The sequence below is a fragment of the Sphingorhabdus sp. genome, assembly GCF_044338195.1.
Lineage (GTDB): Bacteria > Pseudomonadota > Alphaproteobacteria > Sphingomonadales > Sphingomonadaceae > Sphingorhabdus_B.
In genome coordinates, this window is the sequence record NZ_JBIIMC010000001.1 from 102,114 (window position 1) to 117,041 (window position 14,928).

Consider the following 14,928-nt stretch of genomic DNA (forward strand, 5'->3'; position numbering starts at 1 on the left):
AATTCATGACTGAAAGCCGCTTCGACGTCCTCGCCATTGGCAACGCAATTGTTGATATCATTGCCAACACCGACGATGCTTTTATCGACAGCGAAGGCCTGACCAAAGGCAGCATGCAGCTCATTGATGAGGAACGTGCGCAAGCATTATATGCGCATATGGGGCCTGCCCGTGAAATCAGCGGTGGTTCGGCCGCAAATACCTTGGCCGGCCTTGCACGGCTTGGACATAAAACAGCATTTATCGGGCAGGTCGCAAATGATCAGCTTGGCCAAGTGTTCGCACATGACATTCGTGCGGGCGGTATCCATTTCGATGTTCCTGCACGTGATGGCGCGCCTTCGACCGCACGTTGCTACATTCTCGTCACGCCAGATGCGCAGCGGACGATGAATACCTTTTTGGGCGCATCGCAATATCTGCCCGCCACGCTGATCGACAAGGCACTGATCGAAAGCGCGGCGATATTGTATCTGGAAGGCTATTTGTGGGATCCTGAGGAGCCACGTGCCGCGATGCGCACCGCCATCGATATCGCGCGTGCCGCCGGTCGCAAGGTTGCGCTGACATTGTCCGACGCATTCGTCATTTCGCGCCATGGACCCGACTTTTTGGCCGAAATGGATGCCGGTCGCATCGACATATTGTTTGCGAATGAAGTCGAAATTTGTGCGCTCAACAACAGCGATGATTTTGAAGCATCGGTGGCGGCGATCGCGGCGAAGGTTCCATTATTGGTCTGCACACGCGGCGAACATGGCGCAATCGCCATCGAAAATGGCGTGCGTACCGAAGTCGGCGCAGAACCTGTCACCCAATTGGTCGACACAACAGGCGCAGGTGACTTGTTCGCATCAGGTGTGTTCGCAGGGATAGCGCAGGGCCGCCCGATGGCCGAATGCCTTGTCATGGGTGCAGTTTGCGCTGCCGAGGTTATTTCGCATTATGGCGCACGGCCAGAAGCGGACATCGCAGAGCTTGTTGCCAAGCGTCTAGCTTAATCCTTTTTCTTGCGGAACAGCACCCGGTCTCCCGGGCCAAAGCCCCAGCGCCAAATAATCCAGCCATAAAGGCCGAGGATTGCAGGCACGCCAATCGCCAGTTCCACCCATTCCAGACGGGCAGGGACGCTGACGATGGCCGTGCCGAGCAATGCTGCCGCAGCGACAGCAACCAGCAACGCCCAACGCCACACGCGGATGGGCTGTCCCAATAACCGTGACAGCAATCGCGATTTGATGAGCGAGCCAATAGCAAGTGATATCATCAGCCCGCAGGCAACGGCTGCTGCCTGATACAGGCCGACATATTCGGGCTTAACGGGGATATCATCAACCAGCATGATAAGGCCGACGCTGACTAAAGCTTGGACGGCCAACATCCCGATGGAAATCAACAGGTTCCGGTGACGGGCCATATATACCAAAGCGGATTCACTGACGACCGCCGTGGCCGCCGCAACTTCGGCCGCCAGCAAAAAGGCAAGCGCCGCTGTTCCGCCGACAAATTCGGGCCCCATCAACCCCATGACGGCCTCGCCGGGGATGCCAAGCGCGAGTGCAATTCCGGCCTGCGCCGCGATAATCCAGAAACCAACCTGGCCGACCTGTTTGGCGATTTCGGCATAATTGCGGGTCTGTAAATTGCGCGTGATGACGGGGCCCAATATCGGGTCAAAGCTGGTTTTAAGCTTTTGTGGAAGGCTCGCGACCTGTTGGGCGACATAATAGATACCCACCACCGCGGGCGATGCAAATAGCCCCAATATGGCAAGGTCAAGCCGCCTGCTGCCCCATTCTGCGGCGTCTGCTGCGGCCAGTGGCAGGTTGCGCTGCGCAATCACCAAAGAACGCTTCACACTTGGCCGCCATCCCCATGCAAAGCCATAGCTGCGCCACAAGGGCCATAGTGCAAACAACAATGCGGCTGCCAGCGAAGCGACGTAAGACAGGATGAGCCCATCACGCGCGGAATAGAAATAGAGCGCGCCGGCCGCGATGCTGATCGTCCACGGTTCAACGATTGCGCGCGCCCGCACGGTCGATGCGATATCAAATTTATAGGCCAAGGCGGACAGGGCGATGTCCGTTGCGACGATTGCAAAAATGGCGAGCGGCAGAAACCGGTCGAGCCCGTTAATGCCGCTGTTGGGAAACATCAGCTCGGGCAGCATGATCAAAAATGCAGCGCCAACCGCTGAAGCCGCCATCGCCGCGAAAAGCGCATCCGCAATCATATGGGCGTGCGGGCGGTCATCCTTCGCAAGCAATTCCGCCAGCCCACGGCGCAGGCCAAGTGAAGCAAGCTGCGCGACAAATTCGATAATCAATATGGCATAGGCAAAGCGGCCAAGCGCTTCGGGACCATAAAGTCTGCCCGCGATAAACAAAAATGGGATGCGGGCGGCCAGCCGCAACAGGAAACCAAACACATTCGTCCGCCCGCCCTTGGCGAGTGCCTGAATGTCCTCTTCGTCGGTTCTGGCTGCAGTCAATGGATCGCCTCTTTTGGTACGCTAGCGGATTAGGTCCGCCGTTACCAGCTTTCGGACTTGAGCGGACGTGCCAGCAATTCGGTGACGACGGCATCGACGGTCGCTGATCTCGACAGCAGAGCGCACACGGCGCTCACGATGGGCATTTCGACATCAAGCGACGTGGCCGACTGTAACAGAACCGGCGCGGTATATGCGCCTTCGGCAACCGTCTTGCGGTCGGTCAGCAGGCTTTCAGACGATTGGCCTTGTCCAAGGCCGCGGCCCAACGAAAAGTTGCGTGAATTTTCAGAGCTGCACGTCAGGACCAGATCGCCCAATCCGGACAAGCCCGCCAGAGTTTCGGCTTTTGCGCCGCGCGCAAGGCCGTATCGCTGCATCTCGGCAAAGCCGCGCGCAATCAATGCCGCACGTGCGTTGAGGCCAAGACCTGCGCCATCGACGACACCGCACGCAATAGCGAGCACGTTTTTAACAGCGCCGCCAATTTCCGCGCCGACAACATCATCAGACCAATAGGGACGGAAGGAAGGTGTGGCGATGCGGCGCATCAATGCCGAACCCAGCGCCTGATCGGCCGTCGCGAGCGTGACCGCTGTGGGCTTTCCAGCAGCAACCTCATGCGCAAATGTCGGGCCTGACAAAACGGCAATCGGATTGCCCGGGCGCGTTGCCGCCGCGACATCTGACACCAGCATTTGGGTATCGGCCTCAATACCTTTTGCGCACAGGATCAGCGGGGCCTGTGCGTCTGGCAGCGCCGACAGCGTGGCGCGCACATGCTGGGCCGGGGTCACGATGAGCAAATTTTCACAGGCGATCATGCGGGCGAGGTCAGCTGTCGCCTCAATTTTTGGCGACAATGACGTGCCCGGCAAAAACAGGCTGTTTTCGTGCCGGTTGTTTATGCTCTCCACGGCCTCTTCTTCGCGGGCCCAGATGAGGACGTTATCGTGGATTTGCGCCATCACGGCGGCCAGCGCGGTGCCCCATGCGCCGCCGCCAATGATACCAACCGGATAGGGCATCTGGTTCATGCTTTCACGCCCGCACCGCGTGCGGGTGCTGCGTTGGGATCCAGCGGCCATCGCGGCCGCGCCACAAAATCAAGGCCATCGGTCAGACCCATCGCAAATCTCTCCGCGCCAGCCCATGCGATCATCACGCCATTGTCGGTGCACAGCCATAATGGCGGCGCGACAAAACGCATGCCACGGCTTGCGGCAAGCTGCTCGAGCATATTGCGAATGGGCACATTTGCCGCGACGCCGCCCGCGACAACCAACGCAGCCGGTGCATCAATGCGATCCAGCGTATAGCGGATCCGGTCGTACAGGCAGTCGATAACGGCTTGCTGAAATGATGCGGCAATATCCTCGACTTTATACTGGCCTGTCTCATGCGCGCGGAGCACGGCGCTTTTCAGGCCAGCGAAGGAAAAATGCGGCTCATCAGCGCCTTTTAAGGGTCGGGGTAGCGGCACATTTTTCGCGTTGCCTAACGCGGCTGCGCGTTCGACGGCTGGCCCACCGGGAAAGCCCAGGCCCAAAATCTTCGCCGTTTTGTCGAAAGCTTCGCCCACCGCATCGTCGATGGTGGTCGCCAGCCGGTTATAGTCGCCGACACCATTGACCCGCAGCAACTGACAATGGCCGCCTGACACCAGCAGAAGGAGATACGGGAAGGCGAGATCGGGATCGACCAGCCGCGGCGAAAGCGCGTGGCCTTCAAGATGGTTGACGGCAATCAACGGCTTTCCAGACGCCATGGCCAGCGCCTTTGCCGTCACAAGCCCAACCATGACTCCGCCAATGAGGCCGGGGCCAGCGGTTGCGGCAATGGCATCGATATCATGTAACGTCATGCCTGCGTCGGCGAGCGCGGTTTCCACCAAGGGGGTCATCAGTTCGGCATGCGCGCGCGCGGCGATTTCCGGCACGACGCCACCGAACGCGCGGTGATGATCTTCCTGTCCGGCCAAGGCATGGCTCAAAATCGTCCGGTCGGAACGCACAATTGCCGCTGCGGTTTCGTCGCAGCTGGATTCAAGACCAAGGATGATTGCCATTGCGCTTTCCCATAGGTGGACGTGGCGCTATGGACAAGTCGCATGACAATGATATCGTTTTCCTCCGACCGCCCGTTACGCATCGGAACACGCCGGTCTCCGCTCGCTTTGGCGCAGGCGGAGATGACGATGGCTGCCATCAAGGCGGCGCATAATCTGCCCGATGATGCCGTTGTTCTGGTCCCGATGCTCGCCACCGGCGACAAGATTCAGGACCGGCCGCTTGCCGAAATCGGCGGCAAGGCGCTTTGGACCAAAGAGCTCGAACGTGCGCTGTTGGATGATCAGATTGATATCGCGGTGCATTCGATGAAAGATGTCGAGACGGTCCGCGCAGACATTTTTGACATCTCCGCCATGCTGCCGCGTGCGGACGTGCGCGACCGATTGATTGGTGCAGCGTCGCTGGACGATTTGAAGCATGGTGCGCGGGTCGGGACATCGAGCCCACGGCGCGCGGCGCAGCTGCTGCGTGCCCGCTCTGATGTGCGGATCGTCCCCTTGCGCGGCAATGTTGCAACCCGTTTGGCGCATATTGAAAATGGTCATGCGGATGCGACACTTTTGGCCGCCGCCGGGTTGGACCGGTTGGGCATGGCCAATGTCGGCGCGCCCTTGCTGCTGAGCCAGTTTTTGCCGGCGGCATCGCAAGGCGCTGTGGGCATTGACCGGTTGACCAGTCGCAATGAGCTCGTCCCGTTTTTAGCGGCAATCAACGATCTGGACACCTTCGCCGCCGTGCATGCGGAGCGCGCCTTGCTTGAAGCATTGGGCGGCAATTGCCACTCACCCATCGCCGCGTTGGCGCAGGTCGAAGGTGCCCAGATTCGCTTAAAAGGGGAAGTTTTCACCGCGGATGGCCGGGAAATGCGCACGGGCGAAATCGTTTATGACGCGTCAATCAATGGTCCGGCACAATTGGCAGATCAATTGCTGGCAAACGCCAGTGATGAACTGCGGAGCATGTTCGCATCGTGAAGGTGCTGATTATCCGGCCGCAACCAGGGGCAGATGCCACCGCCCGCCGCTTTGCAGCCGCAGGATATGCGCCCGTGCTTATGCCCCTGTTCGCCATTGAACATCTGCCGCCGCCATCGGTGTCGGTTGACGGATATGACGCGATTGTGTTGACCAGCGGGAATGCGGCGCGCGCCGCACGCGGATTTTTGGAAAGCGCGCGCGATATCCCGATCTATGCGGTCGGTAGCGCGACCGCCAGCGCGCTGGCCCATTTGTCTTTGCCGGTTGCTGCGACTGGATCAAGCGGCGTGGAAGCGCTTGTCGGCGTTGCTGCGGCAGACGGCCGCAAAAAGCTCTTATGGCTTGCCGGCGAAGACCACAGCGCTGTTCCGCAGATTGCTGGCGTGCATATTGATATCGCTATCGTGTACCGCAGCGCGGCTCTGGAAACGCCCGCGGACTTCGCCGCGCAGGTTGCAGTATGCGATGCGGTCATCCTGCATTCGTCACGCGCGGCGGCACACTTTGCCGGTCTCTGCGATGCGGGCGGCCTATCGCGGAGCAAAATCACGCTCGCGACGTTTTCGAACGCTATCGCCGCAAGCGCTGGCGACGGCTGGGCACAGATAATTGTTGCGTCCTCACCAAATGACGCTGCGTTAATGGACGCAATAGGGCAGCATTTTACAAGGATAGATTGCACCCGGCCGCCGAATGCCGCTATTGAAGGAGCATCATGACCGATTTTCAAACAGCGACCGCGACATCACGCCGTGGATTCACATTCAAGCATATTATGCTGCTTATTTTGTGTGCCTTCGTCGGCGGCGCGATTGTCGCTTATGTGATCGCCGACAAATATGGTTTTATCACATCCACCGATGCCCCCGTGGCGGCCGAGTCATCCACTGGGGCAGTGGGCAATGTGGTCGCCACCGATGCTGATGCTATCGCACAGCCGGTTACGGACCAAATGGTTCCAAGCTACCCGTCGCTCAATATGCTCTCGCCCGAAGTTGCGCGCGCCGATGGGTTGCTGCTCACTTATGCGGTGCGGGGTGCGATAGATAAGGGTGCGCCGCTCGGCAATCTTGCCGAACAGTTGCGTCTGCGTTTTGGTGCGACCCAGCCGCAATCTGTCGCCGCGATATTATCTGCAGGGCAAGCGCCGGTCACGGTTGATACGTTAAAAACCGAATTGCGCGGACTGGCGCCGGTGCTTTTGACGGGCAATCGAGACGACAGCACGTGGGCGACCGTGAAGCGGGAATTGTCGGAACTGTTCGTGCTGCGCAAAGAAAACGGACCATCCCTCGCGCCAAATGAACGGCTGATCCGCGCTGAAGCGCTGGTCGATGCAGGCAAGCTTGATCTTGCTGCGGAGGAAGTTGCGGCTTTGCCCGGCGCATCCATCGCGCAATCATGGATGGCACGGGCGAAACGTTTCAGCGATGCGCGTAAAGCGCTCGACCGGCTGGAACAGGTCGCCATCCTTCGACCCGTAGCGGTGCCCGTGATCGTCGCGCCTCCGGTTCAGACCGGACCGTCGGACGTTCCCGTTCCAACCCCTTGAGTTACCCGTTTGAACCCAATGGCAGATGAAACGGCTTAATTGCCTTTCCGCCGTATCGGAACCGGAATGTTGCAAATGTCTGCGCCGCCAGCAGGGATGTTGAAAAAGGCATCCCGCCGGTTGGCGCGCGCATCGGCATAGGCCGCAAAGCTGTCGCTATCGGTCGACAGATATTCGAACGCAGGCACGTCCTTTGTTTCGTTGCCAAGCCGCACCGACAGTATCGGCACGCGCTCTTCTTCCTTCTCATAGAAACCAAGCGCGCCTGTGCCGCGTGGCAGGCTGGACATATGTTCGATGCCGTCGATTACGCGGCCAACGAGCGCAATGTTGCGATCCAAATGCCGCGGCGCGTGACCGATGACGGTATAGAGTTCCGCGCCCGTGCCGGTGTCAGGAGACAGATTGCGGCCAACGCCGACCATGCCGTAGCAGTGCACGGGCCAAAGCCCCTCACGACCTTGTGCCAGCGGCCAGCCACCATAGAACACATGGGCACGTGCGTAGGCGTCTGGCATTCCGTCTGCCCGGGCGAAAATCCTATTCTTGTGCGGCCAGTCAGGGGTGACATAATCCTTGGCCCCGACGGTCGCCAACCCTTCCGGCAGCGCCTTCTTCTCGGTCGCATCGCCCCACTGTACGACATAATTGTCCTGCACGCGGTTGATGCTGGTGCCATCCCACCAATGTGCCGCCGCCAGTTTGCGGATATTGCTGACCCAGCCTTGGCTGAACGGCGCAGGCATCAATTGAATGATGACGCGGCGGGACTTGCCGTTCGAATCGGGCGCAAGGTCCATCACCAATATATCCGACGGCGCAATGGCAACCCAGTCCTCCGCTTTGGCCGCCGCCACAATCTCCGACGGCGCGGGATAAGTTTTGGCCTCCTGCGCAGAGACGGGGAGAGCGGCGCAGATCGCGGCGCTGGCGAACAGGGGCAGATATCTTTTCATCAATAAGGTTATGGCAAATCACTGTGTCTTGCGAAAGCGGAAAGGAGCGGCTAGGGGCATGCGTCCCTTAGGGGAATGCGGAGACGTGGCCGAGTGGTCGAAGGCGCTCGCCTGGAAAGTGAGTATACGTCAAAAGCGTATCGAGGGTTCGAATCCCTCCGTCTCCGCCAGATTATCGTGCGCCATTGTTTGCCGCTGCCATTTGCCGATTGATGCGCAAACAGCCATGCGCGCGGGATTTCATGCCTGAAACGTCTGTGCGCAGATGTTGCGCTAACGACTGAAGGTGCCGCTTAGCTTCATGCAGCGTTGGTTAATTCGACACAGCTTATGGCGCGCTGGCCGCTGTGGCGGTCCAGTTGGATGACAACGTCGATCATGGACCGGGCGTACTCCATCGTTTCGAGGCGGCCAAGGCCAAGTCCGGCCTGCATACACATGAAGGCAATTTGTTCGAATGCGCCTTGGGGTGAATTGGCGTGCACCGTAGTGATGGAACCGGGATGACCGGTATTGATCGCCCGCAAAAACGTGACCGTTTCGCCGCCGCGCAATTCGCCCACGATCAACCGGTCTGGCCGCATACGCAGCGACGCGCGCATAAGATCGTCCACCGTCACTTGCGCCTCTCCTTGATCGCCGGCCACGGCGACCAAGCCAAGCGCATTGTCGCTGCTCAGGCGGATTTCAGGGGTGTCTTCAATGGAAATGACGCGCTCATGTTGCGGAATTTCCTTTAACAATGCGTTGAGCAATGTTGTCTTGCCAGACGACGTTCCGCCAGAAATGAGGATGGTTTTGCGCGCGGCAACGGCCGCACGGAAAAAGCCTAAATAGTCTTGATCCTGCAAAAGCGCCGCAAGCGCAGAACTATCATCAGCGACGTTACGCACCGATGGCAGCGCGCTTTGTTCAAAATAGCTTTCCAGCGTCATGTCTTGCAGCCGGTGTTTGCGGATCGCGAGCGCAACATCGCCGCGCGTTGCTGGCGGCAACACCATCTGCACGCGGGCACCGCCCGGCAATATAGCGGCGAGCAACGGGCTTTCGCGGCTAACGCCTTGATGGTTGATGCGTGCGATCTGGTGCGCAAGGCGTTCCAGCAACTGGCTATCTACTTGTGGTGCGTCGTGACGTTCCATCTGCGCACACCCAAGCCGCTCAACCCACACTTCATGCGGCCGGTTCACCAAAATTTCGGTCACATCATCGCAGGCCAGCCATTCGCCAAATGGCGCTAAATAGCTATTGAGATAGACATTTTCGGCATCGCCAGCCACGGGCGCCGCATGCCTCATTGCGCATCGCCGTCGGTGCCCGAAAAATCGAGGTCGCGGGCGATGAAGATACGGATGGCCGTCCCTTGCGCAACTTTTACCGTCGGCGGAATGTTCACGTCCCGCTGCAAGGCAATACCGGCAACGCTTTTGGCATCATCGGCCGTGCGGACGATGACATCATTGCCGCCCTGCTGCAAAAGCCCAAGGCCGGATTGCACAACGGACAACAATATCGCCGAACCAAATCGCTTCAGGAAGTGGCTATCCACCTTACCCCCTAAGCCCGCGCGGCCGAGCGGGTCGGTGACGGGCGAGCCCAGCGACACGGTTACGCCATCGGGGCGGGTCAGCCGTGTCCAGACAATGAATGCGCGCGATTGCCCCGCCGCGAGGCCCGATCGATATTGCCCGATCAAGCGGCTTCCACTCGGGATGAGCACCCGCCGGCCGTCAAAGCCCATGACGTCGCGGCTAACCACGGCACGCACATATCCCGGCAGATCGGAGTTTATCGCCGTTTCAAGGACGCCCGCGATAATGGCGCCCTGCGGCACTGTATAGCTGCTGTTGGCGATACGCACCGCGCGGGCAGGTGCATTTTCGCCCGCCGCGACGCGGTCCGAAAACCTGTCTTCTGCGCTCAACTCGTCATTTTTTGCGCCTGCCAGACCCGGCGTGGGCGGCAATATAGCGACGCCGCCTTTTGTGGTATCCACAACGATGCCCGGCGCTTGAAAGCGGTTCGGACCAATGGCTGCGGGTCCAACGATACCGGGCACCGCATTTGGGTTATTCACGGGCGGCGGGACAAGGACGGGCGGCGGCAATTCCGGTGGGCCCGGACGCAATATCGGTTGCGGCACAAGACCGCCGGGCGGAACAACCGCAGCTGCGGTGCGGGTGGCAGGCTGTGCCGCAACTTGGTCTGCTTCATTCCGGCTTTTGGCCAAGCTGCTGAAGGTTAAAATGGCAAGCAAGCCAATACCCACCACGCCCAATTTCATACCCGGGGATAGACCATTTGGCATGGCCACCGGCGACAAAATCCGTTGGTTCGCTTCCTCAAGCGTATCAGCATCGATGGCGGTGCGCGGGTCCGTATTACCCGATTTAAACATGCTCACGGCTTGGCCTCCATCGATTTGCACCCAAAAAGCCCGCATTTCTTCTTTGGCGCGCGTGGCTTGGGGGCATCTGCGCCGGGTGTCGGCACGGCATAGGCATCGTTAAAGATGATGGTGACTTCTTTGCCATGACGCAGCACAAATTGCGGCGCGATTTGTTCGACAACCGTATACGGCCCGCGCACCGCGAAGTTGACGATGCTTTCGCCGGCATCGGGCGTGATGCTGAAAATGGCAGGCGCCGCTGATCCAGCGGCAAAACGGAAATAGGTCGCTTTGCCGTCGTCAAACACTTGCTCAGGCACATTGGCCGTTGCGCCGTCATAACTATAGGCGCGGTTCCACAATTCAGGCGGGGTCGAAATCAACGGCGGCGGCGTTGCCATATTGTCGGCGGCCACGACTTTGGGTGGATAACGGAAACGCACAGCATAAATAATCTGGCTTTGTGGCACACGCAGGCCGGATTTGGCCAGCAGTTCCAAATTGTACCGCCGCAGATTTGTGATGATCGACAGATTGGTCGCAGGCGGCAATCCCACGGGTTTTAGGAACATGACGGTTCCTGCGCCATTGGGGGTTACCTGCCAACCAGAGGCGTCACCAATGCCGACGGTTTCAATCTGTTCACCCGGCTCAAATTCCAGCATCATTTGATAGCCGGTATGGCCGGTCAGACGAATGATGGCATCGGGGTTATAATCCACATAACGGATATTTGGCGCAACCTGCGCTGATGCTGCCATCGGCTGCATAATAGCGACGCCAATCGCCATGGTGATAAGGGTGGGCCAATGATAATGTCGGGTCATGCAACGTTCCTAATGGCTTTAATCGGCGCGCGGACCGCATTGACGGGGCCCCGCGAAATGCGCCGGTCGGAATAATTGTTCGGCTGTCCTGCTGGATTGGCATCCGCATATGCCGGTTGCGGCAACAATATGCTGCGCGGATTGCCCGGGCCCATGTTTGCGGTTGCGGCGGCGGAACGCTCAATAGCGCCGACCAGCGACTGCATGCGTTCATTATACACGACATTATTTGACGGCATCGGGACATCAGCGGCGGGCGCGGAAACCAGATTATCCGCTGCGCGATGTTGCCCAAAGGGCAAGGTCCAGCCGCTGACAATCGTGCGGCCAATGCGGAATAGCTGCACCGCCACCGCCACCATGATGAGCACGATGACCAATATCGTCAAAGCCGCGCGCAATGAAAAATCACCCTGGCCCGCCGATACATACATTTGCGTCAATATCGGCTCAAGCGCTGCCAGTGCCCCCGTTGATGTGATCATCGTCATAATGGGCACCAACGCCATCATGACCGCCGCACGGCCCCAGCCGACCGCTAAACCGCGTGTAGAGGGGAATAAACCCAGCACTGCAAAAACGGGGCCGAGGAGTAACAACAGGCCCAAGATGATTTTCGCCACGACCAAGACACCTGCCGATGCCAGCACGAGGAACAGCGCGCTAAACAACAGCATATTGGGGCCAAGCGAGTCCTGTGGCGCGACAACAGCGGTGATATTGCTTGCGGTCGCGGGAAGCGCTGCGGGTGCTGGCGCCGTTGGGCTTGCCGGCAGCATCTGTTCCGGCCGCGCGTCAAATTCGGTCCAGGCATCCGCAAGGTCGACCATGCGGCCCGACAGCATATCGACACGTTCGGTCATACTGCGCACATTACCATCATTCGGGTTCATGGCGCGCACGATTTCGTACGGCCCGTCGGTCAGCACGTCATATACCAAAACCTGATAGGTCGCCCAGTTACTCGTCAGCGCAAGCACGGCACCGATCATGATCATGCGCGGCATCATTTCGCCAACGCTGAGTGACGACCGTCCAAATATCAGCCGGTAGCCGATGATCGCGACGTAAATGGTCAGCGCAATGGTTAAGGCGACACTGAACACGCTGCCTTCGCCAAGCAAATTGGCATAGCCCGCCTGTACGGTCGACTGGACGTAACAATCGACGGCATTGACCATCGTTTCCGCCGAACCGGCCGCAGTGTTAAGGGCAACGCAATTTGCCATCAGCTTTGCGTGCCCGTCCTGCTTGCGGCTGGCCGCTGGGTCAACGTCCCGTCCTGCGCTGCCTGCAACAGCATCGGCAACCATTCGGACGGCGCATCGCCATGAACGCGGCGAAGCTCGTCCAATTTGCGCACGCTGGCTTCACGGCCGGACAACACCGTGATCGCATCAGGCATATTGCCCATATCCAGACGCGCAACGACGCTGGTCCCGCCTTGCTTAATCAAAACGCAGCGTAAATGTTCGGGCAAGGAGCGTACGAGATCAAGCTCATGCGCGGTCAACCCAAAGCCGCCGCAATAATCGGATGCTTGCGCCTTGGGATTGCTCATGAACAATTGCGTTGCGGATTGTTCAATGATGGTCGCGGCGATTTTGCTTTCAATCGCGTCGCTGGCGCTTTGTGTGGCAAAACCAACGACACCATTGCGTTTGCGGATGGTCTTCATCCAATCCTTCAGCCGGTGCACAAAGATGTCATCATCCAGCGCCTTCCACCCTTCATCGATGACAATCATCGAAGGGCTGCCGTCCAAACGTTCATCGACGCGGTGGAACAAATACATCATCGCGGGCGTGCGCAACGCTGGATTATCGAGCAACGCGGTCATGTCAAAGCCAGCGGTTCTGGTATCGAGGTTCAACTGGTCCGTCGGGTTATCGAACAACCATGCATGCTCGCCTGCGCCATACCAAGGGGCAAGGCGCGATGCGAGATCGCCACGAACGGGGCGTGCGCCGCCAGCCAATAGCTCCACCAAATAGCGCAATTGGCGGTATTCGGCCGGTTGGCTGAAATTGGCATCAACTGCGCTTGAGATGATGGCGTTTTCATCGGCGGTCAGCTGCCCGCCCGCTAGCGTTAAAATCTGCGAAAGCCATTGCCGCAAAAATGCCTGATTTGTTGCGTTTTCCGGCAGTTGAAGCGGGTTGAATCCGGTTGGCGTGCCGGGCCGCAGGACATCATAATGCCCGCCAATGGCGCGAATGAAAATCTCTGCACCGCGATCTTTGTCAAAGAAAAACGTGCGAGGGTAAAATTTCTGCGCCTGCGCAATCAGGAAATTGAGCACCACCGTTTTACCGGAACCCGATGGCCCAATAAGCGTGAAATTACCTAAATCACCGCTGTGCAAATTAAAGAAATAGGGCGTGCTTGATGTGGTTTCGAGGACGGTGATGGGTTCACCCCATGGGCCGCCGGCAGGCACGCCGATTGGAAAGCCATGGAGCGAAATGAGACCGGACAAATTGGCGGTCGATACCAAAGCCTTGCGCGCAATAAAATCTGCGTTGCCCGGAAACTGACCCCAAAAGGCACTTTCCAAATTGAGATCCTCACGCACGGCAACCGCGCCAATATCGGCAAGCGAGGCTTGTACATCGGCAACGGCAGCATCCAACGCGGCCAAGGTCATTGCGCGGACATGCACCGTCAGATGGTGCTCACCATAAGCTGCAGCGCCGCCGGTGAGGTCATCCTTTGCACCCAAAAGGCCTTGGCGCAGGGTGGTGGTTTCGTCCGACGCCGCCCGCAACCGGCGCAGCGCAAGCCCGATGCGTTCATCCGCAATCTGTCGGTCGATGAAAGCAAAGCTTTCCGTCATCGTCAACTCATGCGGCAGGCGCAGCAGATTATCGAGCATGCCGGGCGCCGTATATGCAGGATAATCCTTGATGGAAACGATAGCGCCAAAACGCGACGTGTTGGCGCTTGCGCCTTTCAATTCCAGAGCATCAAGGCCAAAGCTGATCCGCTTATAGGGCAGATATTGGCCAGCGTCGCCGGTGGGTTCAAGCACGGGCTGCATTTCGCCATTGTACAGCGCCGACAATATCTCCAGCGGTTCGGAACAAGTGCCATTTGCGTCGTGATAACGGCCGAGCAGGCGCGGGCCATAGCGGCTAAGGGCGGAGAGCAGATTGGTGCGTGCCGCATCCAATTCGCGCAGTTCCCGCGTTTGGTCAGCCAGCCGTTCGGCGCTGTTGCGTGTTCCGTTGCCCCATTTGGTCAGGCGGTCAAAAAAACCAATCTTTCCCTGGGCTGGCCGACGAACCAGCATCAGCACCATGTCATTGATATAGAGCTTTTTGCCGCGCAGCTGCTGCTGCCACGCATCGTCAAGGTCGCGGACAAAACCGTCGGGTTGCGCGCCTGATAATTCGGCGGTTACCTGACGACGAATGACGTGGCAGTATAACATCAAGTTGGAATTCGCGATGCCGCGCATCACAACATCACGCACCGCCGCCATATGGTTGAGCGTTTCGCTATCGGCTGTTTCAAAGGCGACACCATCGACCTGAATCATCTGGATCAGGTCGCCGCCGCGGGTCATAACCGTATGGTCATCCAAATGCCCGGCATAAGGCAGACGGTCCCCGGCACTTGGGTCCAAAGCTGCTGTTTTTTGGGCGGCCGTTTTCATGGA

13 protein-coding genes and 1 tRNA gene are annotated in these 14,928 nt (G+C 58.8%); 5 read left to right on the plus strand and 9 right to left on the minus strand.

The window, feature by feature from the left end; all coding sequences use genetic code 11:
* Positions 1-5 precede the first annotated feature (5 nt).
* Positions 6-1,001, plus strand: coding sequence for an adenosine kinase (locus tag ACIQZK_RS00475; RefSeq protein WP_397574414.1), 996 nt, complete (start codon positions 6-8; stop codon positions 999-1,001).
* Here ACIQZK_RS00475 and ACIQZK_RS00480 read toward each other — a convergent pair.
* The 3 genes from ACIQZK_RS00480 to tsaD are packed head-to-tail and all read right to left on the minus strand — an operon-like array spanning position 998 to position 4,562.
* Positions 998-2,494, minus strand: coding sequence for a lipopolysaccharide biosynthesis protein (locus tag ACIQZK_RS00480; RefSeq protein ID WP_397574415.1), 1,497 nt, complete (start codon positions 2,492-2,494; stop codon positions 998-1,000). The genes ACIQZK_RS00475 and ACIQZK_RS00480 overlap by 4 nt on opposite strands.
* Before the next feature lie 41 nt (positions 2,495-2,535).
* Positions 2,536-3,531, minus strand: coding sequence for an NAD(P)H-dependent glycerol-3-phosphate dehydrogenase (locus ACIQZK_RS00485; protein ID WP_397574416.1), 996 nt, complete (start codon positions 3,529-3,531; stop codon positions 2,536-2,538).
* A complete protein-coding gene (gene tsaD / locus ACIQZK_RS00490; RefSeq protein ID WP_397574417.1) occupies positions 3,528-4,562 on the minus strand; it encodes a tRNA (adenosine(37)-N6)-threonylcarbamoyltransferase complex transferase subunit TsaD in 1,035 nt (344 codons plus the stop codon). Before tsaD ends, ACIQZK_RS00485 begins: the two co-directional genes overlap by 4 nt.
* 42 nt (positions 4,563-4,604) lie before the next feature.
* On the opposite strand from tsaD, the gene hemC reads away from it, so the two are divergent.
* From hemC to ACIQZK_RS00505, 3 genes are read left to right on the plus strand one after another with little or no spacing between them, the layout of a single operon-like run.
* The gene (gene hemC / locus ACIQZK_RS00495; protein ID WP_397574418.1) at positions 4,605-5,540 is read left to right on the plus strand and encodes a hydroxymethylbilane synthase; all 936 of its coding nucleotides are present in this window, start codon (positions 4,605-4,607) and stop codon (positions 5,538-5,540) included.
* Positions 5,537-6,262, plus strand: a complete 726-nt coding sequence (locus ACIQZK_RS00500; protein ID WP_397574419.1) for a uroporphyrinogen-III synthase — start codon at positions 5,537-5,539, stop codon at positions 6,260-6,262. The genes hemC and ACIQZK_RS00500 overlap by 4 nt, the downstream gene beginning before the upstream one ends.
* The gene (locus ACIQZK_RS00505) at positions 6,259-7,095 is read left to right on the plus strand and encodes a hypothetical protein (RefSeq protein WP_397574420.1); all 837 of its coding nucleotides are present in this window, start codon (positions 6,259-6,261) and stop codon (positions 7,093-7,095) included. The genes ACIQZK_RS00500 and ACIQZK_RS00505 overlap by 4 nt, the downstream gene beginning before the upstream one ends.
* 35 nt (positions 7,096-7,130) lie before the next feature.
* Here ACIQZK_RS00505 and ACIQZK_RS00510 read toward each other — a convergent pair whose 3' ends face one another.
* Positions 7,131-8,051, minus strand: coding sequence for a peptidylprolyl isomerase (locus ACIQZK_RS00510; RefSeq protein WP_397574421.1), 921 nt, complete (start codon positions 8,049-8,051; stop codon positions 7,131-7,133).
* A gap of 79 nt (positions 8,052-8,130) precedes the next feature.
* Here ACIQZK_RS00510 and ACIQZK_RS00515 point away from each other — a divergent pair.
* Positions 8,131-8,221, plus strand: a tRNA-Ser gene (locus ACIQZK_RS00515).
* 129 nt (positions 8,222-8,350) lie between these two features.
* Here ACIQZK_RS00515 and virB11 read toward each other — a convergent pair.
* The 5 genes from virB11 to ACIQZK_RS00540 are packed head-to-tail and all read right to left on the minus strand — an operon-like array spanning position 8,351 to position 14,925.
* Positions 8,351-9,349, minus strand: a complete 999-nt coding sequence (gene virB11 / locus ACIQZK_RS00520) for a P-type DNA transfer ATPase VirB11 (RefSeq protein ID WP_397574422.1) — start codon at positions 9,347-9,349, stop codon at positions 8,351-8,353.
* Positions 9,346-10,449, minus strand: coding sequence for a type IV secretion system protein VirB10 (virB10, locus tag ACIQZK_RS00525; RefSeq protein ID WP_395636096.1), 1,104 nt, complete (start codon positions 10,447-10,449; stop codon positions 9,346-9,348). The genes virB11 and virB10 overlap by 4 nt, the downstream gene beginning before the upstream one ends.
* A gap of 2 nt (positions 10,450-10,451) precedes the next feature.
* The gene (locus ACIQZK_RS00530; protein WP_397574423.1) at positions 10,452-11,267 is read right to left on the minus strand and encodes a TrbG/VirB9 family P-type conjugative transfer protein; all 816 of its coding nucleotides are present in this window, start codon (positions 11,265-11,267) and stop codon (positions 10,452-10,454) included.
* On the minus strand, positions 11,264-12,580 hold the full coding sequence (locus tag ACIQZK_RS00535) for a type IV secretion system protein (RefSeq protein WP_397574424.1): 1,317 nt from the start codon (positions 12,578-12,580) through the stop codon (positions 11,264-11,266). The genes ACIQZK_RS00530 and ACIQZK_RS00535 overlap by 4 nt, the downstream gene beginning before the upstream one ends.
* Positions 12,496-14,925: a VirB4 family type IV secretion/conjugal transfer ATPase gene (locus ACIQZK_RS00540; protein ID WP_397574425.1), complete on the minus strand. Its 2,430-nt coding sequence runs from the start codon at positions 14,923-14,925 to the stop codon at positions 12,496-12,498. Before ACIQZK_RS00540 ends, ACIQZK_RS00535 begins: the two co-directional genes overlap by 85 nt.
* Positions 14,926-14,928: the final 3 nt, after the last annotated feature.